The 25,555-nt window shown below is 47.8% G+C and carries 24 protein-coding genes and 2 tRNA genes; 22 read left to right on the top strand and 4 right to left on the bottom strand.

All coding sequences use genetic code 11. The annotated features are described in order from the left end of the window. Positions 1-150 precede the first annotated feature (150 nt). From dnaB to ACO5JD_RS07680, 8 genes are all read left to right on the top strand, one after another. Positions 151-1,488, top strand: a complete 1,338-nt coding sequence (gene dnaB / locus ACO5JD_RS07715; RefSeq protein ID WP_484988928.1) for a replicative DNA helicase — start codon at positions 151-153, stop codon at positions 1,486-1,488. 143 nt (positions 1,489-1,631) lie between these two features. Continuing rightward, positions 1,632-2,912, top strand: coding sequence for an adenylosuccinate synthase (locus ACO5JD_RS07710; RefSeq protein ID WP_484988898.1), 1,281 nt, complete (start codon positions 1,632-1,634; stop codon positions 2,910-2,912). A gap of 6 nt (positions 2,913-2,918) precedes the next feature. Continuing rightward, positions 2,919-3,839 carry a DegV family protein gene (locus tag ACO5JD_RS07705; RefSeq protein ID WP_484988896.1) on the top strand — a complete coding sequence of 307 codons (921 nt, stop codon included), beginning with the start codon at positions 2,919-2,921 and terminating at the stop codon, positions 3,837-3,839. 37 nt (positions 3,840-3,876) lie between these two features. Then, entirely contained in the window at positions 3,877-5,160 is a 1,284-nt protein-coding gene (purD, locus tag ACO5JD_RS07700) for a phosphoribosylamine--glycine ligase (protein WP_484988894.1), read from the top strand. A gap of 26 nt (positions 5,161-5,186) precedes the next feature. After that, on the top strand, positions 5,187-5,912 hold the full coding sequence (locus ACO5JD_RS07695; protein WP_021625221.1) for an NUDIX domain-containing protein: 726 nt from the start codon (positions 5,187-5,189) through the stop codon (positions 5,910-5,912). Positions 5,913-5,983: 71 nt separating this feature from the next. Continuing rightward, positions 5,984-6,856: a hypothetical protein gene (locus tag ACO5JD_RS07690; protein WP_484988892.1), complete on the top strand. Its 873-nt coding sequence runs from the start codon at positions 5,984-5,986 to the stop codon at positions 6,854-6,856. Between the two features lie 98 nt (positions 6,857-6,954). Then, a complete protein-coding gene (locus tag ACO5JD_RS07685) occupies positions 6,955-7,839 on the top strand; it encodes a bifunctional hydroxymethylpyrimidine kinase/phosphomethylpyrimidine kinase (RefSeq protein WP_035437905.1) in 885 nt (294 codons plus the stop codon). Positions 7,840-7,886: 47 nt separating this feature from the next. Beyond that, positions 7,887-7,973: transfer RNA gene (locus tag ACO5JD_RS07680), tRNA-Leu, on the top strand. 732 nt (positions 7,974-8,705) lie between these two features. Here ACO5JD_RS07680 and ACO5JD_RS07675 read toward each other — a convergent pair. Then, entirely contained in the window at positions 8,706-8,933 is a 228-nt protein-coding gene (locus ACO5JD_RS07675) for a DUF6724 family protein (RefSeq protein WP_021625216.1), read from the bottom strand. 240 nt (positions 8,934-9,173) lie between these two features. Between ACO5JD_RS07675 and serS the strand changes: the two genes are divergently transcribed. The 7 genes from serS to ACO5JD_RS07640 all read left to right on the top strand — a co-directional run bounded on the left by serS (position 9,174) and on the right by ACO5JD_RS07640 (position 15,292). After that, on the top strand, positions 9,174-10,460 hold the full coding sequence (gene serS / locus ACO5JD_RS07670; protein WP_484988926.1) for a serine--tRNA ligase: 1,287 nt from the start codon (positions 9,174-9,176) through the stop codon (positions 10,458-10,460). Between the two features lie 64 nt (positions 10,461-10,524). After that, positions 10,525-11,187, top strand: coding sequence for an LbetaH domain-containing protein (locus tag ACO5JD_RS07665; protein ID WP_021625214.1), 663 nt, complete (start codon positions 10,525-10,527; stop codon positions 11,185-11,187). A gap of 11 nt (positions 11,188-11,198) precedes the next feature. Next, positions 11,199-12,548: a hemolysin family protein gene (locus tag ACO5JD_RS07660; protein WP_021625213.1), complete on the top strand. Its 1,350-nt coding sequence runs from the start codon at positions 11,199-11,201 to the stop codon at positions 12,546-12,548. Positions 12,549-12,613: 65 nt separating this feature from the next. Further along, on the top strand, positions 12,614-13,270 hold the full coding sequence (locus ACO5JD_RS07655) for a hypothetical protein (protein WP_021625212.1): 657 nt from the start codon (positions 12,614-12,616) through the stop codon (positions 13,268-13,270). An 85-nt stretch (positions 13,271-13,355) separates the two neighbouring features. Beyond that, positions 13,356-13,817 carry a YtxH domain-containing protein gene (locus tag ACO5JD_RS07650; protein WP_021625211.1) on the top strand — a complete coding sequence of 154 codons (462 nt, stop codon included), beginning with the start codon at positions 13,356-13,358 and terminating at the stop codon, positions 13,815-13,817. Positions 13,818-13,928: 111 nt separating this feature from the next. Then, positions 13,929-14,807 (top strand): PRC-barrel domain-containing protein, encoded by an 879-nt coding sequence (locus tag ACO5JD_RS07645; RefSeq protein WP_021625210.1) that lies wholly within the window; start codon positions 13,929-13,931, stop codon positions 14,805-14,807. A gap of 8 nt (positions 14,808-14,815) precedes the next feature. Beyond that, on the top strand, positions 14,816-15,292 hold the full coding sequence (locus ACO5JD_RS07640) for a pyridoxamine 5'-phosphate oxidase family protein (RefSeq protein WP_021625209.1): 477 nt from the start codon (positions 14,816-14,818) through the stop codon (positions 15,290-15,292). A 13-nt stretch (positions 15,293-15,305) separates the two neighbouring features. On the opposite strand, the gene ACO5JD_RS07635 is transcribed toward ACO5JD_RS07640, so the two are convergent. The 3 genes from ACO5JD_RS07635 to tadA form a co-directional block, all read right to left on the bottom strand. Then, on the bottom strand, positions 15,306-16,619 hold the full coding sequence (locus ACO5JD_RS07635; RefSeq protein ID WP_021625208.1) for an Nramp family divalent metal transporter: 1,314 nt from the start codon (positions 16,617-16,619) through the stop codon (positions 15,306-15,308). Positions 16,620-16,622: 3 nt separating this feature from the next. After that, on the bottom strand, positions 16,623-18,458 hold the full coding sequence (locus ACO5JD_RS07630; RefSeq protein WP_021625207.1) for a magnesium transporter: 1,836 nt from the start codon (positions 18,456-18,458) through the stop codon (positions 16,623-16,625). A gap of 281 nt (positions 18,459-18,739) precedes the next feature. Continuing rightward, on the bottom strand, positions 18,740-19,201 hold the full coding sequence (tadA, locus tag ACO5JD_RS07625) for a tRNA adenosine(34) deaminase TadA (RefSeq protein ID WP_021625206.1): 462 nt from the start codon (positions 19,199-19,201) through the stop codon (positions 18,740-18,742). 139 nt (positions 19,202-19,340) lie between these two features. On the opposite strand from tadA, the gene ACO5JD_RS07620 reads away from it, so the two are divergent. The 7 genes from ACO5JD_RS07620 to deoC all read left to right on the top strand — a co-directional run bounded on the left by ACO5JD_RS07620 (position 19,341) and on the right by deoC (position 25,543). Continuing rightward, positions 19,341-19,430 (top strand) — tRNA-Ser (locus tag ACO5JD_RS07620). A gap of 922 nt (positions 19,431-20,352) precedes the next feature. Then, positions 20,353-20,856: a PTS sugar transporter subunit IIA gene (locus ACO5JD_RS07615; RefSeq protein ID WP_021625203.1), complete on the top strand. Its 504-nt coding sequence runs from the start codon at positions 20,353-20,355 to the stop codon at positions 20,854-20,856. A gap of 91 nt (positions 20,857-20,947) precedes the next feature. Next, entirely contained in the window at positions 20,948-21,250 is a 303-nt protein-coding gene (locus ACO5JD_RS07610; protein WP_484988890.1) for a PTS sugar transporter subunit IIB, read from the top strand. Between the two features lie 145 nt (positions 21,251-21,395). Next, on the top strand, positions 21,396-22,640 hold the full coding sequence (gene ulaA, locus ACO5JD_RS07605) for a PTS ascorbate transporter subunit IIC (protein WP_484988888.1): 1,245 nt from the start codon (positions 21,396-21,398) through the stop codon (positions 22,638-22,640). A 141-nt stretch (positions 22,641-22,781) separates the two neighbouring features. Beyond that, complete coding sequence (locus tag ACO5JD_RS07600; RefSeq protein WP_484988886.1) at positions 22,782-23,168, top strand: hypothetical protein; 387 nt, start codon at positions 22,782-22,784, stop codon at positions 23,166-23,168. Between the two features lie 78 nt (positions 23,169-23,246). Further along, entirely contained in the window at positions 23,247-24,098 is an 852-nt protein-coding gene (locus tag ACO5JD_RS07595) for a class II fructose-bisphosphate aldolase (protein ID WP_021625199.1), read from the top strand. 41 nt (positions 24,099-24,139) lie between these two features. Further along, on the top strand, positions 24,140-25,543 hold the full coding sequence (gene deoC, locus ACO5JD_RS07590) for a deoxyribose-phosphate aldolase (RefSeq protein WP_484988884.1): 1,404 nt from the start codon (positions 24,140-24,142) through the stop codon (positions 25,541-25,543). The last annotated feature ends 12 nt before the right edge of the window (positions 25,544-25,555 follow it).

The following is a 25,555-nucleotide window of genomic DNA, read 5'->3' as shown; positions in this document are numbered from 1 at the left end:
GTGAATTTATGTACAGCTGCGCTTGCATTTATCGGATGTCGCGCTTGAGAGGAGAACACCGTGCCCGAGAAAGAAAAGACACAATCTTGGGGACGCCGTCGAGAGGGCGAACGTGATTTTTCACTTACTGCGCTTCCAGGCGATGTATCAATGCCGCAAGATGTTGCTGCAGAACGCTCGGTTCTCTCAGCAATGATTCTCTCTGAAAATGTACTGCAGGAATGTCTGATTAGCCTAGAACCCGATGATTTTTATTTGCATGCTAACAAGCAGATCTTTGTTTCTATGGCCGAGATTTTCGACCATAGTGAGCCAGTAGACCCAATTTCTTTGGCAGATCATCTTAAAAGTGCTGGTGAGCTTGAGAAAATAGGCGGTCCTTCTTACCTTGTGGAATTAGGGTCAAACTCTCTTGCGTTGGCCAGTTGGCAGCATCATGTTGAGATGCTCAAGCGCGATGCGACTTTGCGACGTCTTATCTCTGCTTCAGCACGTATTCAGGCAATGGCATTTGATGCACCCGAAGACTCGCGTGATGTTGTTGATTATGCAGAAAAGCAAATCTTTGACGTGACTGGTCAGGACGTGCGTGACAACTCAGCAACACTTTCTCAGATAATGGGCGAACTTTACGAGCAGCTTGGTGAAATGGCTGCTGCCGATGAAGAAGCTTTTGGCGTCAAGACGGGCTTTCGCGGTATTGACGAGGCGTTGCAGGGTATGCGCGCTGGTCAGATGATTGTCGTTGGTGCTCGTCCTGGTGTTGGTAAGACCTCATTTGCTCTTAATCTCTGCATTAATGCGGCAAAAAATGGTGCCTCAGTTGTCTTTTTCTCACTTGAGATGAGCAAAATAGAGATTGCCCAACGCTTGCTTTCAGCAACGGCAGGTATTCCACTTTCAGATATTCGTGGCGCGCGCATCCAAGACAATCAGTGGCCAACTCTTTTGGAAGCAACCGCCCAGCTTTCAAAACTAGATGTGCAAATTGACGATACGGCAGGTACAACGGTCACTGAGATTCGCGCCAAAGCTCGTCGCTTGCTGCACGACAAAGAAAAAGGCATAGTAATCCTCGACTACTTACAGTTAGTCTCGCCTCCTCCTGGACGTACGCGTGCGGATAGTCGTGCGACTGAGGTTTCCGAGATGAGCCGTGGTCTTAAGGTTATGGCAAAGGATCTGAGCATCCCTGTTATCGCCTTGTCGCAGCTCAATCGTACTGTTGAAGGTCGTACGGGCAAACGTCCACAGCTTTCTGACTTGCGTGAGTCTGGCGCTATCGAGCAGGACGCTGACGTAGTTATTCTGCTTGACCGCTCTACTTCCCAAGAAGAAGCAGAGCGAAGCGACCGTCCAGACTGGGGCGTTACGCAGTTTATTATTGCTAAAAACCGTTCTGGTCCTTTGACCACAGTCGATCTTACCTTCCTTGCCAATTCAACACGCTTTGTCGAGGTGTATCGCCCAGCAGGTGGCGGGGACTAATAAGAGTTGCAATACGCAAGCATCTGCAGCTGCTGTGTGACAGGCTCACTCCATGAGGGTTGGGCCTGTCCTGCTTTATACTAAAGAGGTTGGTCTGAAAGCCGCCTCTTTATAAACAGTGGCGCTAACAAGAGGGAGGGCATATGCCCGCATCAGTGCTCGTAGGAACCCAGTGGGGCGATGAGGGTAAGGGCAAGGTTACCGATCTTGTTGCAGGTGACTTTGACGTGGTTTGCCGCTATGCAGGTGGTGCAAACGCTGGTCATACGGTAATTGCAGATGGCAAAAAACTCGCTTTGCATCAGGTGCCTTCAGGTGTTATGTATCCAGGAACAACTCCCATTGTTGGTAATGGCTGCATTGTTGATCCTGAGATTCTGCTCTCCGAGATTGACATGCTGACCGAGTCTGAGATTAGCTGCGATGATCTTAAGATCTCAGGTAATGCGCACATTGTTATGCCCTATCACAAAGATCTTGATGGGGCTCATGAAAAGAAGTTAGGTAAGAACCTCATTGGTACTACCAAGCGCGGTGTTGGTCCTTGCTATATGGACAAAATGAACCGTACAGGATTGCGTATCCAAGATATGCTTGACGAAAAGATCTTCCGCGAAAAGCTTGATGCAGCGCTTGCCTACACAAACCCCATTCTCTCCAAGGTCTATGACTTACCCACTTATACGGTAGATCAAATTTGTGAGACCTACCTGCCGATGGCGTCACGTATTCGTCCTTATATTGTTGAGTCATCGCTCTATCTTAACGAGCAGCTTGAGGCTGGTAAGAATATTCTTTTTGAGGGTGCTCAGGCAACCATGCTCGATATTGATCACGGTACCTACCCCTTTGTTACTTCTTCTAACTGTACTGCTGGCGGAGCTGTGACAGGTTCTGGCGTAGGCCCCACCAATATCAACCGAGTTCTTGGTGTTGCCAAGGCATACCTTACTCGTGTGGGTTCTGGTCCTTTCCCCACGGAGCTTTTTAACGAGACAGGCGATTTGCTTGGTAAGGTTGGTCATGAATACGGTGTAACCACAGGTCGCAAGCGTCGTTGTGGCTGGTACGATGCGGTGGTTGTTAACTATGCTGCACGCATCAACGGTCTGACTGACCTTGCTATTACTAAGCTTGATGTACTAGGTTGCCTTGATAGCATCAAGGTGTGTGTTGCCTACGAGTGTGATGGCGTTCGCTATACCACCGTTCCCGAACATCAATCGGTGTTTTATCATGCTACTCCGGTCTATGAAGAACTTCCTGGCTGGAAGTGTGATATTTCTGGTGTCCGTAATTTCTATCAGCTGCCTCGTGAGGCAAAGGACTATATCGATTTTCTCGAGCAGCTCGCCGGTGTCCGTGTTTCGATTATCACAGTTGGTCCTGATCGCGATCAGTCGATTGACCGCTACTGGAAGTAGGGTAGTGTGCCAGATTTTGCAATTGTTTGTGACAGCGCTTGCGACCTGTCGCCAGAGCTTTGTCGAAGGCTGGGAGTAGAACTCGTATCTCAGCGCCTGTCGTTGTCTGGAGATGAGCTGCTTGATCGCAATATGACGATGGACGATGCGTTAGATGTATTGGCAGCACGTGCTCGTGCACGTGTTACGGCTCCTGGTCGCGATAGTTTTGAGGCAACTTTTGACGAGCTTGTCGATCGTGGTGTTAAAGAAATTGTGGTGCCAGCGCCCTCAGCAGCACTGGTGGGTACCTATGATTCTGCTATTGAGGCAGCAACACAGTATGTGGACACCAAAGTCACCGTTATTGATACCAAAGCAGTATCGGTACAGTTGGCTTTGGTGGTACTACGTTTGGTGGCTGATCGCAATGCAGGTTTGTCTGCAGAAGAAGCTATTAAACGTGCTGTTGGGATGGCAAGCAAAACACGTCTATTGTCACTCTTACCCCCAGGCATTGATCTCGATCGTGCTTGTATATTAGGCGATATTCGTGGTCTTCGCCGTTCGCTCAAGACATTGGGCATGCGTGTGTCGGGAGGCTGGCTTTATACCTCAATTAACCCTGGTGGTACTGTCAGAGTTGAACGCCGCAGCGAAAGCGTTGATTTGCTTGCGGGTATTCTTGCACGCGAGATGAGTACCTATTCCCAACATGAAGGCCCACTGACTCTTCTTGAGGCAAAGTCAGTGGATTCAGGTACGTTGTCCAAACTGCATCGTCCTCTCAATACCAATGAGTTTGAGCATGTGTGTGCAGGTGTTTTACCCATACGTCCTACTTCTGTGGTTATGGTGGGTGTATCTGCGGCAGGCGTTGCATTTGCTCCGCAGTCGCTCATTACACCCGAGGAAGTGAGTAACCTCCTTGGTAATGTGGATCGATAGTTATTCAAACCAGAATTTGCCTTTGAAAGGACAACACATGGAGAGCGCAGCCAATACGATCGACATTTTGCTGTTGGGCTCAGGTGGCCGTGAGCACGCTTTACTACGCAAACTCGCAGAGTCTCCCCGTGCTGGCAAACTGTGGGTGACACCAGGAAATGGAGGCATGCTTGCCGAGGCAGAGCTTGCTGATTGCAGTCAAGACAGCCCTGAGGATGTGGCTCGTTTTGCTCGGGAACACGCGGTTGGTCTAGTGGTAATTGGACCCGAAGCGCCATTGGTGGCAGGTGTAGCCGATGCGGTGCGAGCTGCGGGTATTGCTTGTTTTGGTCCTAGCAAAAAAGCAGCTCAAATGGAGGGTTCCAAGCGTTTTGCCAAAGACGTGATGACACGCGCTGGCGTGCCAACTGCGGCATACCGTACCTTTACGGATCGTATTGAGTGTGAAACTTATGTACGTGAACTAGGTGGGCCTGTCGTTGTGAAAGCCGATGGTCTTGCTGCGGGTAAAGGGGTTATTGTTGCCCAAACCACCGAAGAAGCACTTGCTGGTGTTGCAGAATGCTTTGATGGGACGTTTGGTGATGCAGGCGCAACGGTTGTTGTCGAAGAGATGTTTGAAGGCCCCGAATGTTCTCTGCTGGCTCTAACGGATGGTACAACTTTGGTACCTCTTGCAACTAGTCAGGATCACAAACGTGCTTATGATGGCGATCTTGGTCCTAATACAGGCGGTATGGGCGCCTATTCTCCTGTCCCAAATGTGACTGCCGAGCAACTTGCCCAAATGTGTGAAATGGAACAAAAGGTCATCGATCAACTACGCACCGATGGCATTTGCTATTCGGGTTGTCTCTATGGTGGCTTTATGCTCACCGCCGAAGGCCCCAAGGTATTGGAGTTTAATGCTCGCTTTGGCGATCCCGAGACTCAAGTAGTGCTGCCGCGTATGCAGGCAGACATAGTTGATGTTTTTATTGCCTGCGACAAAGGTACACTTGATGCATCCATGGTTTCTTGGAACGACGATTGGGCAATGACTGTTGTACTTGCTAGTGCAGGCTATCCTGGCTCTTATGAAAAAGGCAAGCTCATCGACGGTATTGAAGAAGCAGAACAACTTGAAGGTGTGACGGTTTATCAGGCGGGCACCAGCCTTGGTGCAGATGGACGTACATATACTTCTGGTGGCCGCGTGCTCGATGTGACGGCGGTGGCACCAACCTTGGCTGCTGCGCGTGAACTTGCTTATCAGGCAGTCAATCTTATCCGCTTTGAAGGCAAGCAGTGCCGTAGCGATATTGGACATCGTGCCCTCTAAAGTTTGTATCAACAAAGGACTGAAATATGGGTTCATCAAGCAAGAAGAACGATAGTAAAAACGGCAACACGGCGAACAACAATGGCGTGGCTGATTTGTTAGAGTCAGCCGAGGCATATACCTATGATGGCGATCGTAGTGGCACAGCTCATAGATCTGGTTTACCTGAAGCACGTGATTTGGTACTAGGTGGTAGAGATCAGCGTGATGCCGCTCTTGAGGAGCACATTCTTTCGGAGGATGTTGCTTGGCACGGGCGTATCTTTGATGTCAACCGCATGGAAGTGTCTCTTGCTGATGGTCGCCATGCTATCCGTGATGTCGTGCGCCATCCTGGTGCAGTTGCAGTTGTTGCTCTCACTGACGATGGTCGAATCTGTCTTGTGAGGCAGTATCGCGCTGCTCTCGATCGTGTGACAGTGGAGGTACCTGCGGGTAAGTTGGGTGCTGGTGAGGATCCGCTGGATTGTGCCCGTCGTGAGCTTTTGGAAGAGACGGGCTATGAAGCTGACAAGATTGCCTTTTTGACAACTATTGCTACATCCTGTGGTTTTGCTGACGAGCTCATTCATCTCTATATGGCAACAGGTTTACACATGTGTGGTTCAAACCCCGATGCTGATGAGTTTATTAACGTTGATCTTGTGCCTTTGCAGGAGCTTATTGATGCTGTGCTTGATGGACGCATTGAGGATGCAAAGACTGTGGTTGGTGCCCTGGTTTGTGATGCGGTAGCTCATCGTCTAAGCTAGGTAACTTAGGCTGTCGTGGTTTTGATAATCGATGGTAAGTTTTGCTTGTCAAAAGAGTGGGGGAGGGTGTTATGGCACATAGGCCGCGTACGGTTTTGGGGCGTCGTCCTGCCAAAGGCACCCTTGGCCACGAAGAGGCGGAACAACTTTTTTCAACGGTAGATGAAACGGGCCATAGCAACAGGGAGCGCGCTGCTCGTGAGCGCAAGCGTCGCCACGAAAAAGGTCATGGCGTAGATATCGACCCACTATCAGATGCCGACCCTTCTGGCTCTGATGTCGAACTGCATATTCGCAGAACCGCCGTTGGTTTTGTGATGACTTTGCTTGTGGTGGTTATTTTGGCGCAGGTGAGCTGTGGTGTGGTAAGACGTGTCAATACTGCCAACCTTTCTCAAGATGTAAGTGTGGTAACTGTTGCGTCTGCGCTTCGTGGCGGCGTTGAGTGGGGTAATGGCTTTACGCAGTTCCCTGAGGACTTTACCGTTCAAGAAGCCGATCAACATACCCATCGTGTTGAAGTGTCAGTACGCGATACCACTTCAAAAAATGTCTTGACCTGCTTTTCTAGTTCTCAGATTCAAGCCACAGCACTTTCGGTTAATGCGCTGCTGAATCCCAATATTAATACCGTTATTTATCATGTGAATGTATATATGGATGACAGTGGGAACTTGCTGACCTCGCAGTTTTTTAACTTTATCAAGCCAACCGGCGAGACCCATCCCTTTATGACTTTTATCTGGACCAAGGAAAACACCTCAAATGGCGTGCGCTACAATTGCACGATTGAGGGTATGGATGCCAAGACTCAGGAAGCGCTGCGCAAAAAGATTACTTCGAGCTATACGCCTTTTGCCAACATAGGGCAAGGTGATAGTGCGGCCACTCCTACAGATGAGCAGACTGCAGCTACTAGCGAAACCTCTGACGCCACTCTTTAGTAAAAAGTTTTTCTCATTAAAACTAGCCATAGGCTCTGCTATTGGGTTATTCTGTCCTGCAGCGTAGGTCCATCAGTCCACGTGAAAGGAAACACATTATGGCAAACGCAAATGATTTGGTTTTGTATCAGCGTTCTGGAGACTACATTCCGCGCATAGCGGCCGTCCACGACCTTTGTGGTTACGGAAAATGCTCACTTGGAGTAGCTATCCCTGTTTTATCTGCAGCTGGCTGTGATGTGTGTCCAGTGCCTACCTCACTTTTTTCTGCTCATACGGGATTCCCTCAGTTCTATATGCATGACACCACCTCAATGCTTAAAGGTTATCTTGATGCTTGGCAAATTCATGGCATTGATTTAGATGCAGTGTATTCGGGTTTTCTGGGTTCTGCCGAGCAAGTTGCAGTTATCCAGCGTATTTACAACGAGTATCCCCGTGCTTTGCGCATTGTTGATCCGGTGATGGGTGATGCGGGAAAGAAATATCCCACCTATACCGATGAAATGTGCGACGCCACTCGCGGTTTGGTTGATGGAGCAGATTTGCTTGTTCCCAATCTGACGGAAGCATCTATATTGACGGGTATTGGCTATGAGGGTCAGGAAGTTTCCATTGACTATACTCGCCGTCTGGCAGATGCTCTGCTTGAGATGGGTGCAAAAAATGTGGTTATCAAGGGCGTAGTGCGTGGTGACAACAAGATTCGCAACTTTGTGTGTGGTCGCGATTTTGAGGGCGAAGAGGTTGAGAGCAAGCTGATGCCCTTTATGATTCACGGCACAGGTGATCTCTATGCCTCAAGCTTGTTAGCTGCGATTATGTGTGGTAAATCCTTGCGTGCGGCGGTTGAGTTTGCGGGTAAGTTTGTTGTTGATGCCATGTGCATGACTCGCCATCAGCCAGACTTTGAGCAGCGTGGCGTGAGCTTTGAAAGCGTGTTAGGTGAGGTTACCGCCCTTGTAGGGCCTGAATTTCGATAAATAGTTTCTTGCTATCTGCGTGTATTCGTAGTATTATCCCTACGCACGCGGGCGTGGCGGAATTGGCAGACGCGTACGGTTCAGGTCCGTATGAGAGCAATCTCATGAAGGTTCAAGTCCTTTCGCCCGCACCATGAACGACCAAGACCCCTTTCCGAGGGGTCTTTTGTTATGCAACGAGCCCATACTATCGGCTTACTTCCATAGTGTTCTGCTTGCCAAACGCCACGCATTCTTTCAAGCAGTGCGGCTCTGCCTGCCAAACGCCATACATCATTTCAAATGATACTGCCCTGCTTGTCAGAAGCCACGGATTACTTCAAATGACACAGTCCTGCTTGCCAAACGCCACGTTCTGTTTCAGAAAAAATGTCAAAAGCCACATATCTCTTCAACGGCCTTCACGTTTGCGCAGGTAGATTTTTTTCGCGTGAAACAGAGTGTGGCTTTTGGCAAAAAAGGTGAAGTAGAACGTGGCGTTTGGCAAGCAAAGCCTTGTTGGTTGAAACGATCCGTGGCTTTTGGTATCTGGCATGAAACAGGGTGTGTTGGCATCTCGTGTGGAATGAGGTGTAGCTTCTGTCAGTTACGATGCGCTGCTACAAGACGAGTTGATAGTGCGGACATGTGCTTTTCACGCGTTCTGCTCCAAGATGTTGCAACCTGAGGTTGCAACGGCAGACTTTCTACCTGCATGTTTTGCATAGGTACGCAGCTAGAAGGCTTATCAAATTAGCTGTTTCAACCTGAGGTTGGGATAGATTGGGGCGTGGATAGGAGCCATAACCAGATGCATGTTTTCTTATATGCGATATACCAGCTGTTTATGCGCGTATATACGCATCTAAGAAAGATACACAACGGACCTATTTATTATCCTCGTCAAAAGCAGACCAACCGCTCTCGGAGTCATCGTCGTCGTCAAAGAGATCCCAATCATCTTTGCTTTTTGCATGGTTGAAATACTGCTTGCGTGTCTTGGATTCAAGGAACCATGCAATGATGAAGAAAAGTACTACGCCGCCCAAAAGCAGACAGATTACTCCGGTTTTGTCGTTAAAGAGCCACGTAAAAAAATGAGAAACGGCATCCATGGAATAACCTCCTATGTCAAAACAGCTCAAAATCTGTTATCTACTCGTATAAATCGCATGTTCTCGTTGTTAGCATATATGCCCATAGACGTGCTGGACGTCTACAAGTATATACTTGGAAAGAATATGCCACGACAGCATAGCGCGGCTTTATTGCTAGGTTGTCGGCTGCAATGTAGCACTAGAGATACAAACTTGCGGTTTTTGAGTTTGCAAGAAAAGAAGGACGAGAGGGACACGATGCTCGACATCAAATTTGTTCGTGAGAATCCTGACGCGGTAGACAAGTCTTGCGCAGATAGACAGAATGCTCACTGGGACCGCGAAAAGTTTTTTGAATTGGATGAGCAGCGCCGCTCTCTTATCTCTGAGGTTGAGGGTTTACAAGCAGATCGCAATGCTCGTTCCAAAGAAATTGGTCTTCTTATGCGTGAAGGAAAGCGCGAAGAGGCCGAAGCTGCCAAGGCAGCTGTTGCTGCAAACAAAGATCGCATTGCAGAGCTCGACGAAAAGCGCGGGGATGTGGAAAAGCAGCTCTTTGACTTAGTTGCTGCTATTCCCAATATTCCCGACCCCAGCGTTCCATATGGTAAGGATGACTCCGACAATCCCGAGGTCCGCAAATGGGGCGAGCCACGGCAGTTTGATTTTACCCCCAAGGCTCACTGGGATTTAGGTCCCGAGCTGGGTATGATCGATTTTGATCGCGGTGTCAAGATTGCTGGCTCGCGCTTTTATTTGTTGGGCGGTATGGGTGCTCGCATGGAGCGCGCGTTAATCAACTTTATGCTAGAGACCCATGCAAAGGCAGGCTTTAAAGAGTGGTGGCCACCAGTGCTAACCAACTATGACTCTCTTTTTGGTACCGGTCAGCTACCCAAATTTGATGAGGATCTTTTTCACGTTTCAGGTGGAATGTATTTGATTCCTACAGCCGAGGTTATGCTTACCAACATTCACCGCGGTGAAATCCTAGATGGTTCCAAACTACCGCTCTGGTACACAGCTTTTACTCCTTGTTTCCGTGAGGAAGCGGGTTCTGCTGGTCGTGACACTCGTGGCATTATTCGCGTGCATGAGTTTGACAAGGTAGAGATGGTCAAATTTGCTCGTCCCGAAGATTCTATAAATCAGCTGGAATCTATGGTCGAGGAAGCAGAGCAAATTTTGCAGCTGCTAGGTTTGCCCTATCATGTGGTAACCCTCTGCACAGGAGATATCGGATTCTCTGCTCGTAAATGCTATGACATTGAAGTGTGGCTGCCGAGCTACAACAACTATAAAGAGATTTCCAGCTGCTCTAACTGTTGGGATTTCCAAGCTCGCCGTGCCGGCATTCGCTATAAGGATCCAGCGAAGTTTAAGGGTACGCGTTTTGTTCATACTCTTAACGGCTCTGGCCTTGCTGTTGGTCGTACCATGGCTGCCATTATGGAAAATTACCAAAACCCCGATGGCTCTATTACGATTCCCGAGGCACTGCGCCCCTATATGGGTGGACTTGAAGTTATTAAGCCTGAGGACTAGTCGATGTTTTTACGGTTTGGGTACAGTAGGTCTTTGTAAGGGGAATAAGGGGAAGGAACCCAAAATGCAAGCTCGCATTTCGGACCTATACGATTTGTCTCATAGTATTGCGGGAGATTATCTGGCCCAGTTTGAATATCCTTGGGAGGCTCTTGCTGGTATCAAGGACTTTATTCTTGAGTTGGGCTCCACTTTGCCAAGCAGTGAATACGAGCAGATCGCAGAACAGGTATGGGTTGCCCGCGATGCCAAGGTATTTGATTCTGCGTATCTTGGGGGTCCAACTATCATCGATCATGAGGCACAGGTGCGCCAATGTGCCTTTGTGAGAACTAGTGCCATCGTGGGTAAAGGTTCTGTGGCAGGCAATTCCTCCGAACTCAAGAATGTCATCATTTTTGATAATGCAGAAGTCCCTCATTACAATTATGTTGGCGATTCGATCTTGGGCTGGCATGCTCATATGGGTGCTGGTGCCATTACCTCCAATCTCAAGAGCGATCGCAGCAACGTGGTAGTCAAGGCAAATGACGAGCAAATTGAAACCAGCTTACGCAAATTTGGTGCCATGTTGGGTGATTGGGTTGAGGTGGGATGCAATAGTGTCCTCAATCCTGGTACGGTTATTGGCGCACATTCGCGTATTTATCCACTATCGCGCGTGCGCGGCTTTGTTCCTGCTAACCACATTTTTAAGGACCCCGACGACATCGTTCCTTTGAGCTAGAGGCCCCCTATATGGATATTGCGCTTAGTATTTTTGTCACTATTCTTTTGACGCTTGTCAATGGGTTTTTCTCGATGTCAGAGATGGCACTGTCGACTACCAAAAAAGCTGTGCTTGACCATGAGGCAGAAGAGGGTGACAAGCGCGCTGCTGAGGTTTCCAAGACCATCGAGGAGCCAGGCGATTTTTTGGCTGCTATTCAGGTGGCAATTACGTTGGTAGGTTTTGCGAGCTCAGCTTTTGCGGCAACCAATTTGTCTACACCCTTTGCAGCCTGGATGGTAGGTTGTGGACTTTCAGCGTCTACTGCGAAGGTTTTATCGCCCATCCTTATCACCTTGGTGGTTTCTTATCTTTCCATTGTTGTTGGTGAGTTGGTGCCCAAGCGCATGGCAATGGCAAATGCCGTAGAGGTTTCCAAGAGTGTGGTCGGGTTCCTTAACGGGTTTTCCAAGCTGGCAAAACCTCTTGTATGGTTTACCTCGGCTTCTGCCAATGGGCTTGCAACTGCTTTTGGTATCAAATCTACCGATGACCGTTTAGATGTCTCTGAAGATGAGATTCGCTATATGGTTACCGATTCTGATGAGCTAAGTGAAGAAGAAAAGTCGATGATTCATGAGGTTATCGACTTAGGCGATACCATTGCCCGTGAGGTTATGGTGCCACGTGTAGATATGACAGCACTTGAGGATACTACGAGCCTACGCGAGGTGCTTAAGGTCATGCGTCGTACAGGCTATTCTCGCATTCCCGTGTATCACGATACGGTTGACCGTATTGTGGGCATTGCGCACATCAAAGATATCATTGAGCCCATTATTGATGAGTCTGCTGCGGATGACCCTATCTCGGGTTTTATTCGTTCGGCTGATTTTGTGCCCGATACCAAAGACATCATTCCTCTACTTTCCGAGATGCAGTCTAGTCATGATCAAATGGTCATCGTAGTGGATGAATATGGCGGCACAGCAGGTGTGATTACTGTTGAGGACATCGTTGAAGAAGTGGTTGGCGAGATTGAAGACGAGTTTGATCCCGATAACAAATATCTTACCCAATTGAGTGAAAATGAATGGCTGGTAGACGGTCGTTTTTCCATTGAGGATGCTGCTGATTTGGGCTGGCCTATTGAAGACTCAGAGGAGTACGAGACCGTTGCGGGTTTTGTTATCGAGCAATTCGATCGTCTGCCTCGTCCTGGTGAGAAGCTCGAACTTGAAGGCTATGTCTTTCGCGTGCAATCTACGCGTGGTCGTCGCGTCTCGATGCTGCGCGTTAAGGCACCACAAAAAGACGCTTCCGCTGACGGCAAGATAGCTGGCTCGGCAGATGAGAACGCAGCCCAAGCACTACAATAACGAGAGAGATAGACGGTTGTGCTGAGGCAGTAGCAAAGAGTTATCAGAAATAGGTAGGAGACGATATGTCACAGTTCTTTGAGATTACGCGAGTCGAGGTAGGTCCGCGCAAGCTTACTGCGCGTGTGCATCTTGCTGACGATGCTCCTCTGATGACAAGCGACGACCTTGAAGGCACTGCTCGTGTGTACTACCTGCTTCCGCACATTGTTGATCATGTGTGTTTGGGTGATAGCAGCAAAACTTTCAAGGATGTGATGGGCGCAACAGAGCTCGCGCATCTCTTGGAGCACACAACAGTGGAACTGCTTGCGCAGACCGATATTGCAGGAGATACTCTCTCAGGTCGCACCTTTGCAGTAGCTGACGATCCGCGTGGTTGGGACATCGAGCTAGCTTGTACAGATGACGTTTTGGTTGCAGGAGCTTTGATGAGCGCTTCTTGGTTGCTGCAATGGGCATACACTGATGGCGCAGATCCTAAGCCTGATGTTAAAGCGACGGTTCGGGGTCTGATTAATATGGTTGAGAGCCTCGATACTGCAGATGAAGACGAGTACGCTGCTGAGGATGAGTCGGAGTCTGCAGAAGAAGAGCTTGAAGCTGTGGACGATGAGGAGTCTGAGCCAGAGGAAGATGAGGAAGCAGAACTTGCAGAGCAGCAAAATACCTCTGCTGACGATCTGCTTGACTCAATGCCCGCACCTCGGGTTCTACGTTAAGGCTGCTGATTTACCCCTGCGCGGGTATACTTGTTCTGGAGTTTGAGAACAAGTCCCAAGGGGCTTACTGACAGGAGGAACTTTCATGAGTGCTAAAAACGTTGCAAGTCTTCTCTGCGGAACCCTCGTTGGGGCTGCTGCCGGCTTTGCTGCTGGTGTATTGCTGGCCCCTCGCACGGGTGCTGAAAGCCGCGCCATGGCAGCTGATGCTGTCAACGACGTGTGGGATAGTGCTGTTGATTCCTATGAGCGTGGTGCTCGCATTGTCAATGAGAAGATGGCAAGCACTAAGGCTGATCCGGGGGCTGCAACAGATGAACTTCGTGCCAAGGTCGATTTGGCTCGTCAGCGCATGGACCAGCTTCGCGACTCACTCTCAAGTGCCGTAAGTAGTACCTCTGAGCAGGTTCAGGATGTCATGCAGACTGTTCAGGACAAGGTTGCTGCCGTAGCGGATATGCCTGCTGAGGCCGAGGCCGCTGCTGAAGGTGTTCACATTGAGGTAGTTTCCGAGGATGAGGATTCCGAAGAGGATGACGCCGAGTAAATAGGTGGATATTAGCTTGCGTTTTGCTTCATAAATAACTGAGGGACACTATCGAGCGATGGTGTCCCTTTTCTCCATTTGCTTTGACTTGTACTTTTGAACGGAGACCCCATGCTTCAGGCAAACAAGCTGTACAACACAGCAGTTTATATTCCTCGTGACGAACGCGGAAAATTGACTACGCCCGAAAATGCCTCCGATAAAAAACCTTTGCGTATTGGCAAGGTGCATATGGCGGTGTTTGCGCCTGGTGGTAAGCGCTTGGTAGGATTTTTGGTGAAACGTCGCGATATGGCGATGATGTTTAAACGTGAGGATGTTTTTTTGGCACTGGACTCCTGCGAGTTTTACGCAGATGGTATCTATGCCACTCGGGTAATGGAAAGTTTTGATGATGAGGCGCGTAGCCGTTTAGGTCTTGATTGGGACAACTGCATTCTCTGGGAAGGCATGGATGTTAAGACCGATACGGGTCGTGAGTTGGGTTATGCCAACGATATTGCCTTTGATGAGCACACCGGTGCGGTTAAAACTTTTTTTGTAGGCGATGGCGGTACTGCACGTTCTTTGGTGGGATCCGTCGAAATCCCTGTTCGGATGTTACGTGGCTATCAAAAGGGGTTCATGATTGTAGATGGGGAAGCAGCACATTTGGGACTTAATGGTGGTCTTGCTGCTCAGGCGGGTGAGGCGACAGCCCGTGCAAGTTTAGCTGCACAGGAAGCGGGTAAACGCCTAGGTAAAGAAGCAACTCAGGCGGTGGATAAAGGCTCGCATGCCCTAGGCAAGATGATTGGTCAAACTAAGCGTGTGGCGCAAGATTCACTTGCTGTTGCTGAAAAGTCTTCTCAGGAGAAAAAAGCTTCTCACACGAGTAAGTCGGATAAGAAATCCAGCGACAAAGCCGCCCGTGCAGTAGGTCGGCAACTAGGTAAATTTGGTTCGATGCTTGGCTCTTTTGCTGACGAATATAAAAAATCATCTAAATAGGGGCGACTATGATTCGCAAAGACCGTCAGGTGACAAATCCCAAAGAGATGCGTGCGTTTTTAGATGCGTGTGATGTCGTGCGCGTGGCAATGTGTGACGGAGAGTTTCCCTATATTGTGCCTCTATCGTTTGGCTGGGATTGGGAAGGTGAATTTCCTCGCATTTATGTTCACGGCGCGCCGAGTGGATATAAGGTTGAACTGCTAAAAGCAAATCCCCATGTCTGTGTAGAATTTGATCGCTTTATCCGCTATGACCAGATCAAACATGGGATAACAGCACGCTATCAGAGTTTGATTGGTCGAGGTATCGCCTATGAATTAAATGAGCCTGAAGAAAAGAGCAAAGCACTTCGTCGTCTTTGTGAGCATTGTGGCTATAAGCTTTTTGACCCGGCGGATTGCGGAAGCCTCGCTCATACCAAGACCTGGCGAATCGATGTTAGTGAGCTTTCTGCCAAGCAAAACCTACGTAAGTTGTCTTAGCTTTGTTGGGATGCTACACGCCTGCTGCCTGTAGCACAAACATTATCACGGTCAAAACTATGACAGTAATAATGGTGAACCAAGTCAATATTGTCCATGCTTTGCTGCTAACATGCTTGCCCATGATGTGACGGTCGCTTGCAATATTTACCATGCAAAGGAGCAAAACAGGTAATAGCACGCCGTTGATAACTTGTGCAGCCATCATAATGCCAAAAAGATTGACACCGGGAATCAAAACAATACCTGCAGAAAGTAGGGTAATCGCTGTAATAATACCGCGGTAGGTGGGAGCCTCTGCCCAGCTACGATCGGCCCCACGCTCCCAGCCAAAAGCCTCGCATACAGCGCTCGCGGTGATACCAGGAAGTACGCAGGCTGCCAAAAATGATGCTCCAACAAGGCCGGCTGCAAACATAATCATGGCATAGCGACCAGCAAAAGGTACCAGCGCTGCGGCAGCGCTTGCTGCATCATTAACGGGTGTGCCCAGGGGCAAAACACTTGCGGTAGTGAGCACAATAAACCAAGCAATAATTTGTGAGACAAGGGCACCAGAGATATTATCAGCGCGCTGACCTGGGATATCGCTGGCATTGAGGTTTTTCTCGACCACATTGCTTGAGACCATAAAGATCATATAGGGAGAGATAGTAGTGCCAATACTGGCAACTAATAGTGAAATATAGGCGGGATTACCTGACATTTGCGGAATCACCGTGCTGGTAAGCGCTCCGCCCCAGTCTTTACAAGCGATGGATCCAGCGATGATATAGGTTACAAAAACGCAGGAAATGGTTAGTAAGATTTTTTCGATACGACGGTAGGAGCCTGACATGGCAAGTAGCCAAGACGCAACAGCGGCTACGGGTACCGAAAACTGTAGAGGCACGCCAAAAAGCAGCATGCCCGAGGCGATGCCTGCAAACTCAGATAGGGTAACGGCAAAGTTAGAGATGATAGTTGCTGCCATAGCAACCGCTGAGATGCGGATACCAAAACGCTCGCGTACAAGAGCTGCAAAACCCTTGCCAGTGACGCATGCCATACGTGCTGAGGTTTCCTGCACCACCATCAATAACAGGCAGGTAATAGGAATCGACCAAAGCATTCCGAAGCCATAGCTTGCACCTTCGGTCGAAAAGGTTGCGATACCACCCGCATCCATACCTGCAAGTGAAGTAAGTATGCCAGGACCCATAGCGGCAAGAATTGCTGCAATACCAGCTTTGTTTGTGTTTGTCACCTTGCTCTTAGAACTTGGCTCGGAGTGTTCGTCAGATAGGCTGTGCTGTAATTTTTCGTTTTGCTTGATAGCTTCTGCCATACGCTACCCCGTGATTCCTACGCCGCAAAGATTGATGAGGGCAAGGAAAATAATGAGTGCCGCAGTTAGTGCAGCTACGCTCAGCGCAAGTCCCGAAGTCTCTTTGTTTTTGTTATCACGGTGGCGCAAAATGAGCAACCAGACTAGCGAGAGTGCAAAGGATGCTATTACAGTGCCAGCGCCTGCGGCAAAGCTATGACCTACTGCATCACCAAGAATTGCAAGCTCATGAGGTAGATGAAGTGCGGGCAGTAAAAGGCCGCTGGTTATTATTAACACCAAGCCAAAGAGCAATCCAATTGCGATGCCTTTGAGGAAGAAGCCTGCGATAGAAGGACTGTCTTCATCATCAGAGTTGTATTCAAGAAAGAAGTTCGTTGCGTAGCTAGCGGCGGCATCGGCAAGTATAAGCGCTGCAGGCAAGACGGCTGCCGACGCAAGCGCAGCAGGGGTGCCAAAGCTCTTACCAAAGAGCGCAATACAAGCGACAATACCTGCAATCCAAAAGGGAAACCAAAGGTTGCGCACAACAATAATAAAGAGATCGCGCGGGCGGTCGCCCGTGTCGCTACGCGGAGCACCAGCAATTTGCAGGTCTTCGGCATGCTCTTCTTCCATAACATCAAGTGCATCGTCAACGGTGACAACACCTAACATCTTGCCTTTGTCATCTACTACAGGCATTGCAAGAAGATTGTATTTGGCAATGCCTTCGGCAACATCTTCCTGGTCATCATCGGGACCAGCAGTGATGAGTTCATCGGAAGCGAGATCTTTGAGATGAGTACCATCCGTTGCAACAATGAGATCGTTGAGTGAGATGGCACCTGTGACCAAACCTTCCTCATCTTCGACGTAGAGATAGCGAATGGTTTCAAAATCCTCATCAAGTCTGCGCATTGCCTCTACTGCATCGGCAACGGTTGCATCCTCAGGTAGCGAGAGAAACTCTGAAGTCATGATACGTCCAGCGGTATCCTCGCGATATCCTAACAGCTGACGCACTGCCTTTTGTTCTTTGATGCCCATCAGGGCAAGGAGTTTTTCCGCCTTATCGTAATCAAGTTCGCTCACAAGCTCAGCTGCGTCGTCGGGGTCCATCTCGGATAGCATGCGCGATGCCGAACGCTCATCGAGGTCGCCCATAATCTCGGCAGCCTTGTCCTCATCAATTTCTGCCATAGCGTCGGCGGCCTGCTCGTCATCAAGCTGGGCAAAAACCTGACCACGCAGACGTGGATCCAGGCGCTCGATAATGTCTGCAATATCAGCAGGGTGCATATCATCGAGTGTCTTGTGAGATACCGAGAGCTTTACATCAGATAAGTCGCGGTCAAGCAGATCCATGTAGTTCCAAGCGATGATGCGCTCAGGTAAGGACTTGCCAAAGGTTTTTGCCAGTTTGAGGGCAATAGTCTCAAGGTGAGGGGAGAGAGTGCGCAAAATACCGCGGGCGCCTACCTCGGCACCCAGCAGTCGTAACTGGGAAGAGCTGGTATCTGAGAACTTAAGATCGTTGACGCGGACAACACGCATGCCGCGGGTGTCTACAATCTGTTTGTCCAAGAGATCACGAGCAATAAGAACCTCGTTGGGCTGGAGATACGAGAAGCGAATATCCGTTTTGATAACTCTTAGACGCACTTCGGATTCATTAAAGGTGTCAACATACTTGCGCCAGGAAATCATAAAAGGTGTCTTGCCTGGTCCGACGATTGCAAGGCTCGTAACGCGGGGAAACACCTCGCCAGTAGCAATACCAAGGTCGTTGACGCGACCAATCTGCTCACCTTCGAGGTCGTATACAGGGTTTCCCACCATTTGGGAGAGATAAATCATAAGAGGGCTCCTTAGCTGGTTGGGGCAGCAAGGCTCAGCAGCTGCTGCCGACGAGTGGCACCCCAAGGTGCGACCAGCAAGGACGCCTTGGGGTCATCGACTGTGAGGTCGAGGTTTCATCGATGACCTTTCTATTTGTGCGCACGACGGCGCAAATTGTTTTGCACAAGGTATTGTACACGCCGATTTTGGACCGTTAGCGCAAAATGCTAGCTTTATCGTGCTCGAATGCAAAAAAATTGGATATGACAGAAGTTGGGTGTTTGGCTTAGCAATACATATCATTTCTTTTTGCGTCTATTTCGAAAAAACTCTCTGAGTTGTTGTGCCGATTCTTCAGCACAAATACCAGCAGTTACATCAAAAGCATGATTGAGACGTGTGTCATTACTGAGATCGTATAACGTGCCAAGGGCACCGCCTTTGGGGTCAGCGGCTCCATAGACACAACGGTCAATGCGAGAGTTAATCATCAGACCAGCACACATAAAGCAGGGTTCTAGAGTTACATAGACAGTGCAACCTGTCAGGCGCCAACGGCCGAGTTTACGTGCTGCTTCTTTCATAGCAAGAAATTCTGCATGTGCTGCTGGGTCAGCATCTATCTCGCGGCGGTTGTGCGCGCGTGAAATAAGCTTGCCATCCGCGACGACACAGGCACCGATAGGCACCTCGCCTTCTTGTGCTGCAACAGCAGCTTCTTTAAGAGCAATGTGCATCCAGTATTCGTCGATTTCGCTCATTTTTGCTCCTACGTTGCTATGACGCTATTTATTATGTGTACCAATGTAGCTAATGCGTTCTATGTGCAGCAATTATCAGTGCCGCTATGGTGTCGCCCACACGCAAAAAGCTCTTGCGCTAGGATATTGCACATCCTTTGGAGGGATGGCAGAGCGGTTGAATGCAACGGTCTTGAAAACCGTCGGGCGCCATCGCGTCCCGAGAGTTCGAATCTCTCTCCCTCCGCCAGCATCTTTCACCCCGTCTACCCGGCGGGGTTTTCTTTTTATGAAGCTGCTATTGTGGCCTTTGACCCAAAAACATGTTTCATCAACAAATATGTTACTAGAGGTGCTTTTGAATCTTCGGTCTATTTCCGCAATCGCATGTCAAAGGTCACGCATTCTTTCAAGCAGCACGGCCCTGCTTGCTAAACGCCACGTTCTGTTTCAGAAAAAATGTCAAAAGCCACATATCTCTTCAACGGCCTTCACGTTTGCGCAGGTAGATTTTTTTCGCGTGAAACAGAGTGTGGCTTTTGGCAAAAAAGGTGAAGCAGAACGTGGCTTTTGGCACTCGGTGTGAAATGGAATGTGGCGTTTGGCACCTAACATGAAGCAGAGCGTGGCTTTTGGTGTCTCGTGTGAAATGGAGTGTGGCTTCTAACACCCAGCCTGCTCCAAGATGTTGCAACCTCAGGTTGCAACGTCAGGCTTTCTAACTGCGTGTTTTACATATATATGCAGCTAGAAGACTTGCAGAATAATCTGTTGCAACCTGAGGTTGCAACAGATTGAGGTGTAGATAAGGCGTAGATCGACACATAGATAAACAGATACGGCATGCGTTCAGCTGCACAGCTTTTCTTAACGGCCTCTATATAATATGAATTATCAAACGAAAGAAAAAATATATCGTTATAGGAGTTAATAAAATACAAGTTGAAAGCGAATCGTAAGTATAAAATTGTAAGATATGATATATAACTACCGTTTATGGAGATATATCTACCGTTTACAGTAAAGCAAGCAAGAAATATCTTGCGAGTATATTTATATGGTTATTATCGAAATTACTTTCTAATGAAAGAAGTAATTACTCTGACAGTTCTTATTTAAGGGAAATCGGTGCGACATGAGCCTCTTGGCTAACGAGCGCAAGGAGAGTAAATATGAGTGATGAAACGTTACCTACCGTCTCTGAATTGCTTGCTCCTGAAAACGTGCGCTTTGTTGACCATGTTGATGATTGGCGCGAGGCAATTCACGTGAGTCTTAAAGCTCTTGAAGAGGGTGGGTTCGTTACTCCGGAATATGCGAATAACATCATTGCGGATACACTGAGCGTTGGTCCCTATTATGTTCTTGCGAATAATATTGCTTTAATTCACGCTCGTCCTGAAGAAGGGGCTATAAAAAAGCAGTTGTCAGTCACACGCCTTGCACACCCAATAGTGTTTAAAGACAAAGCAATTCCTCTTAGCGGCATGCCCGAATGGCCTGTGCGATTACTATTTGCTCTTTCAGCCGAGGATCCTACATCCCATGTGCAAGTTATTCGAGTTATAGCCTCTATTTGCATGGATGATGCTGCTGTAGATGCACTACTCGAAAAAGAAAACCCCATGGAACTCTATACCGCAATAATCGAGGCGGGAAATCAACTAGAAGATTAAAGTATTTATATATTAGTAAGTTCTGCAATGTACTTTGTTGCTGCACATATATAGGTCCAAGTTGCTTGAGGGAAATAAGGGGGTGAATTCCATGCTAAAGATAATGGCGGTATGCGGTGCGGGACTGGGAAGTAGTTTTGTTGCTCAAATGTCCATTGAGAGGGTAATGAAAAAGCTTGGCGTTGATGCAAAGGTTGATCATACGGATGTTGCAAGTATTGGTGGTTTTGCGAACAACGTTGATTTAATCGTTGCAGCTTCTACTTATGAAAAGCAAATTAGGGGAAAGGTTTCTGCGGATAAACCCCTTGTTTTTCTCAAGAGTCTTGTAGATGTTAACGAGATTGAAAGCAGAGTCAGTCCCGTGTTGAAAGAAATGGGAGTTATCTCCTAAAAGAAGGTGCCGGCGCTCTCGCGTCGACACCAAAGGCACTCTTCGTTCGACAGAAATTGCTTGGTAGGCGAATCGTACGATCGAAGAGACCTCCTTATAAAAGCACAAATGCATGAAAGATTTGTAATGAGATGGAGGAGGGAATATGACAATCATTAACTGGATTATCAGTAATGTATTAACCCAGGCAGCCGTTGTCATTGGACTCATCGCACTTCTTGGCCTCGCGCTTCAGAAGAAATCTGTGGGGGAAGTTCTTACTGGTACATTTTCTACTATGCTTGGTTTCTTGGTACTTTCTGCTGGTTCTGCTGTGGTCCAAGCATCCCTGACCTATTTTGGTGATGTTTTTAATTTTGGTTTTGGGCTCACGGGTACCAGCGGCGCATTAGTTGCTTCTATTGAGGGCATTAATGGCCAAGCAATGAATGAGCTTGGTCTCGGTGGAAGTATTGCGCTTACCTTACTTGGCATTTTTATCGTGAACATTATTCTTGCCCGTGTAACCAAGTTCAAGTATGTCTTTCTGACTGGTCAGGCTCTTCTCTGGATGTCTACTCTTACAGTCGTTGGCTTCTTCTTTACTGGTCTTCGCGGCCCCGCGCTGGTTATCGCGGCTTCTATTCTTGGCGGTATTTTTGCAACAATGATGCCCGCTATTGCACAGCCAATTATGCGCAAAATTATGGGTAGTGACGATATTGCTCTTGGTCACTTTTGCACTATCGGTTACTTAGTCGCAGCAGGTGTTTCTAAGGTGACTGGCGATGTTGATCACTCCACTGAAGATGTCAAGCTTCCCGAAAGTCTCTCTTTCCTAAGCGATACATATGTTTCTGTTTGGGTGGTAATGTTTATCTTCTATCTGGTTGCAGCCATCGCTGGTGGCGATGCAGGCTATCAGTATTACCTTGAGTCCATTGGTAGCAGCTCTAGCTTGCACTGGCTTGTTGCATGCTTCCTCCAGAGCTTGCAATTTGTTGTGGGTCTTTATGTCCTGATGTCTGGCGTACGCCTCTTGCTTGCTAACATCGTTCCTGCATTCCAGGGTATTTCCATGAAGTTGGTTCCAGATGCTCGCCCCGCCCTTGATTGCCCAGTTACCTTTGCATATGCACCTAATGCAGTAATTATGGGTTTCATTTTTACTACAATTGGTTCGATTATCGGTATGTTCTTAACCATGGCAATCCCCGGCCTCCCCATTGTTATTCCTGGTGTTATGAGTAACTTCTTTGCAGGTGGTACCGCAGGTGTCTTCTGCAACGCAGTTGGTGGTCACTATTATTGGCTGCATTGCGCATGGCATTTTTATTATGCTCATCCCCGCAATTCTTGGTCCTATGCTTGCTCAGGTTGGCTTTGTAAATCTTACTGTTACCGACGTTGATACTGCTCTTGCTGGCATGCTTGCAATGCTTCCTGGCCTCTTTGGTTAAACATATTTTTTTAAGGGAGTCCACACTTATTATCGGGGGTGGACTCCCTTTTCATACAGTTACCAAAGCGTATTTTGATGGGGGAAGAATCTATGTTTAGGTTCAGAAGGAAAGAAAAGGCAGCCGCCACTCCTCAAGTCAAAGAAGATCTAGCTATTGATCATGATGCCCTAGTCAAACAGGCTGACGATTTGCTTGCACAGGCGGAAACCTCCTCGGCTGATGCGCTTGTTGACTTGTACAACAGGGCTGGCGCCGCTTTTGATGCTGCGGGAGAGCTTGATAAAGCAATTGAAGTGTACGAGCTAAGTTTTGAGAATAAGCGCGAAATGGGACCTGCTTCAAAAGCGCTTCAATCTCTTTATAACAAAAAAAGACAGCAGCTTGCCAAAGCGGGAGACTCTGAAGGCGCTATGGCTTATCTCGGAAAAATGCAGGAAATCATGCAGGTTGCAAAAGACCAATTGCGAGGTAAATAGCCTAACTCTACAAAGCAATTTACCGCCTGATAGCTCCAATTTATATATCAGAGTTCTCTGAATGAAAGGATACAGCGCATGTATAAAAATATGATTGATATGTTTAAGGAAAACGAGGGCAAAGGCGGTATTGGCGCCTTTAATATTCACAGTCTTGAGGTCATTCCTGCAATGATTCGCGCTGCTGAGGAAATGAACGCCCCCATCATCCTTCAAACTTCTACTGGTACGGTTGAATACATTGGATATAAGCAAATGGTTGCAGTTGTACGTTCCATTGCTGATGATTCTCCTATTAACGTTGCCCTCCATATGGATCACTGCAAGAGTTTTGAAGCGCTTGCAAAGGCGATTGACGCTGGCTTTACCTCGGTTATGTACGATGGATCTGCGTTGCCTCTTGAGGAAAACATTGCTAACACTCAGAAGGTTGTTGCTTTTGCGCATAACCACAGTCCAAAAATTTCTGTTGAGGGGGAAATTGGTGCAATTGGCGGATCTGAAGACGGCGTTGTCGTTGCTAAAGACCAAGCAATGTATACCACCCCAGAAGACGCTATGCGTTTTGTAAATGAGACAAATGTTGATGCCTTGGCAGTTTCTATCGGTACGACACATGGACAATGGAAATCTAAGGCCAAGATTAACTACGATCTACTGCATACCCTTAAAGCCCAACTTGGTGACGTAGCGCTTGTCCTTCATGGTGGTACGGGTGTTTCGGATGATGATATGCGTCGTCTCGCGGCCGAAGGTATGAAGAAATTCAATGTGGGAACTGAGCTGCTGAAGGTTTGGAAAGATGTTGCTAAAGCAAATCTTGAGAAACCTGAGAATACTCCCGTTTATTCCGCTCGTAATATTTTGGTTCCCGCAAACGAGAAAGTTGCAGAGGTTATTAAAGAGAAAATTGCCCTGTACCGTATCTAGGCGTGGTTCAAAATAAACGAGTATAGGGCTGGGTCGGCAGCATGCATGATGCCGACCCATTCTTTAATATGCGAGTTGATTACTTTCCAGAAAGAGAACCTATGACAAACGCGATTGTTATTCTTGCTGGCTATCCCGCAACTGGTAAGTCCACCTTTACCAAGGCTCTGCTCAAGAGACATCCAGAGTTTATTTTAATGACTCCCGATATGATTAAAGAGCGTATGTGGGAGGATATTGGATTTGATAATGCTCAACAAAAAGACGAGCTTGAGCGTAGCGTATGGGTTGAGTATTACAACGAAATCGAACGTATTATGCGTCAGGGACAACGTATAGTCACTGATTATCCTTTTAGTGAAAAGCAATATGCCAATCTGAAGTCATTAGTTAAAAAGTTTGAATATGGAAGCGTGACTATACGTTTCATTGGAGATCTTCACGTAATTTATGAGCGCTTGCGCCAGCGTGATGCGTTAAGACATCGCCATCTCGCTCATATAGTGAGTCATTACCGTAAAGGAACAACACTTGAAAATCCCTCTGAGGCAGATCAGTTTGTCGATTTTGAGCTTTTAAAATGGCGTGTTACTTCCAAGCATTACGGTGAGTTTTGTTTGGGTGATTTAATTGAAATTGATGCTACGGACATCGCAAACATCAATCCAAACGACATCGTAGATAAGCTGGATGAAAAACTTAAAAACTTACAACCCATGGGTACTAATTGTGTGGCAACTGAAGCGGATAAAGCTTATTGGGATAGCGCTCCCGCACTTACAGAAGAAGAGCGCAAAGTATTGGCATTATGTGATCATACGGTGCTCAATCAGCGTGCCACTTGGAATGATGTAAAAACTGTACTTGACGATGCTATTCATTTTGGATGTGCATCCGCATGCATTCCTCCCTATTTTGTGTATCAGGGACACAAATATGTAGAAGGAAGACTAAAGATAACAACAGTTGTTGGATTCCCTAATGGAAATGTCGATACGATAACCAAGGTCAATGAGGCTCGACATGCTATTGATGATGGAGCGGATGAGATTGATATGGTTGTCAATCTTGGTCTTGTTGCCTCAGGTGATTTTGATAGTGTGCTTGATGAAATTCGCGGAGTTCGTTCTGTAGTAAGTGGCGGACGCATCCTTAAGGTGATTATTGAAACCTGCTTGCTTTCCGATTGGGAAAAAGTCCAACTTTGTGAACTTGTAACTCAAGCGAAAGCTGATTTTATAAAAACTTCTACAGGCTTTTCAATGGATGGGGCAACTGTTGCTGATGTAGGGCTTTTGCATACACACGCAGGAGAAAGAGTGGCAGTAAAAGCATCTGGCAGTATACATAGCATCGAAGAAGCACAAGCGCTTATTGAAGCTGGGGCTACGCGCCTAGGTGCTAGCAGTCTAGTAGAAGTAATTAAAAAGCGTTTAGAAAACTAAAACCTAGGGAGA

The organism is Olegusella sp. (genome assembly GCF_057238325.1).
The sequence above is the reverse complement of the archived record's forward strand: the minus strand, read 5'-3'. Positions and strand labels throughout refer to the sequence as shown.

What these genes read in the sequence shown, in the direction of transcription:
- tadA (WP_021625206.1), bottom strand. Translation starts at nt 19,201, where the DNA reads ATGAGCGAAATCGACGAATACTGGATGCACATTGCTCTTAAAGAAGCT.
- serS (WP_484988926.1), top strand. Translation starts at nt 9,174, where the DNA reads ATGCTCGACATCAAATTTGTTCGTGAGAATCCTGACGCGGTAGACAAG.
- ACO5JD_RS07630 (WP_021625207.1), bottom strand. Translation starts at nt 18,458, where the DNA reads ATGATTTATCTCTCCCAAATGGTGGGAAACCCTGTATACGACCTCGAA.
- deoC (WP_484988884.1), top strand. Translation starts at nt 24,140, where the DNA reads ATGCATGATGCCGACCCATTCTTTAATATGCGAGTTGATTACTTTCCA.
- ACO5JD_RS07660 (WP_021625213.1), top strand. Translation starts at nt 11,199, where the DNA reads ATGGATATTGCGCTTAGTATTTTTGTCACTATTCTTTTGACGCTTGTC.
- purD (WP_484988894.1), top strand. Translation starts at nt 3,877, where the DNA reads ATGGAGAGCGCAGCCAATACGATCGACATTTTGCTGTTGGGCTCAGGT.
- ACO5JD_RS07695 (WP_021625221.1), top strand. Translation starts at nt 5,187, where the DNA reads ATGGGTTCATCAAGCAAGAAGAACGATAGTAAAAACGGCAACACGGCG.
- dnaB (WP_484988928.1), top strand. Translation starts at nt 151, where the DNA reads ATGCCGCAAGATGTTGCTGCAGAACGCTCGGTTCTCTCAGCAATGATT.
- ACO5JD_RS07595 (WP_021625199.1), top strand. Translation starts at nt 23,247, where the DNA reads ATGTATAAAAATATGATTGATATGTTTAAGGAAAACGAGGGCAAAGGC.
- ACO5JD_RS07685 (WP_035437905.1), top strand. Translation starts at nt 6,955, where the DNA reads ATGGCAAACGCAAATGATTTGGTTTTGTATCAGCGTTCTGGAGACTAC.
- ACO5JD_RS07635 (WP_021625208.1), bottom strand. Translation starts at nt 16,619, where the DNA reads ATGGCAGAAGCTATCAAGCAAAACGAAAAATTACAGCACAGCCTATCT.
- ACO5JD_RS07645 (WP_021625210.1), top strand. Translation starts at nt 13,929, where the DNA reads ATGCTTCAGGCAAACAAGCTGTACAACACAGCAGTTTATATTCCTCGT.
- ACO5JD_RS07665 (WP_021625214.1), top strand. Translation starts at nt 10,525, where the DNA reads ATGCAAGCTCGCATTTCGGACCTATACGATTTGTCTCATAGTATTGCG.
- ACO5JD_RS07640 (WP_021625209.1), top strand. Translation starts at nt 14,816, where the DNA reads ATGATTCGCAAAGACCGTCAGGTGACAAATCCCAAAGAGATGCGTGCG.
- ulaA (WP_484988888.1), top strand. Translation starts at nt 21,396, where the DNA reads ATGACAATCATTAACTGGATTATCAGTAATGTATTAACCCAGGCAGCC.
- ACO5JD_RS07615 (WP_021625203.1), top strand. Translation starts at nt 20,353, where the DNA reads ATGAGTGATGAAACGTTACCTACCGTCTCTGAATTGCTTGCTCCTGAA.
- ACO5JD_RS07650 (WP_021625211.1), top strand. Translation starts at nt 13,356, where the DNA reads ATGAGTGCTAAAAACGTTGCAAGTCTTCTCTGCGGAACCCTCGTTGGG.
- ACO5JD_RS07600 (WP_484988886.1), top strand. Translation starts at nt 22,782, where the DNA reads ATGTTTAGGTTCAGAAGGAAAGAAAAGGCAGCCGCCACTCCTCAAGTC.
- ACO5JD_RS07610 (WP_484988890.1), top strand. Translation starts at nt 20,948, where the DNA reads ATGCTAAAGATAATGGCGGTATGCGGTGCGGGACTGGGAAGTAGTTTT.
- ACO5JD_RS07710 (WP_484988898.1), top strand. Translation starts at nt 1,632, where the DNA reads ATGCCCGCATCAGTGCTCGTAGGAACCCAGTGGGGCGATGAGGGTAAG.
- ACO5JD_RS07655 (WP_021625212.1), top strand. Translation starts at nt 12,614, where the DNA reads ATGTCACAGTTCTTTGAGATTACGCGAGTCGAGGTAGGTCCGCGCAAG.
- ACO5JD_RS07675 (WP_021625216.1), bottom strand. Translation starts at nt 8,933, where the DNA reads ATGGATGCCGTTTCTCATTTTTTTACGTGGCTCTTTAACGACAAAACC.
- ACO5JD_RS07690 (WP_484988892.1), top strand. Translation starts at nt 5,984, where the DNA reads ATGGCACATAGGCCGCGTACGGTTTTGGGGCGTCGTCCTGCCAAAGGC.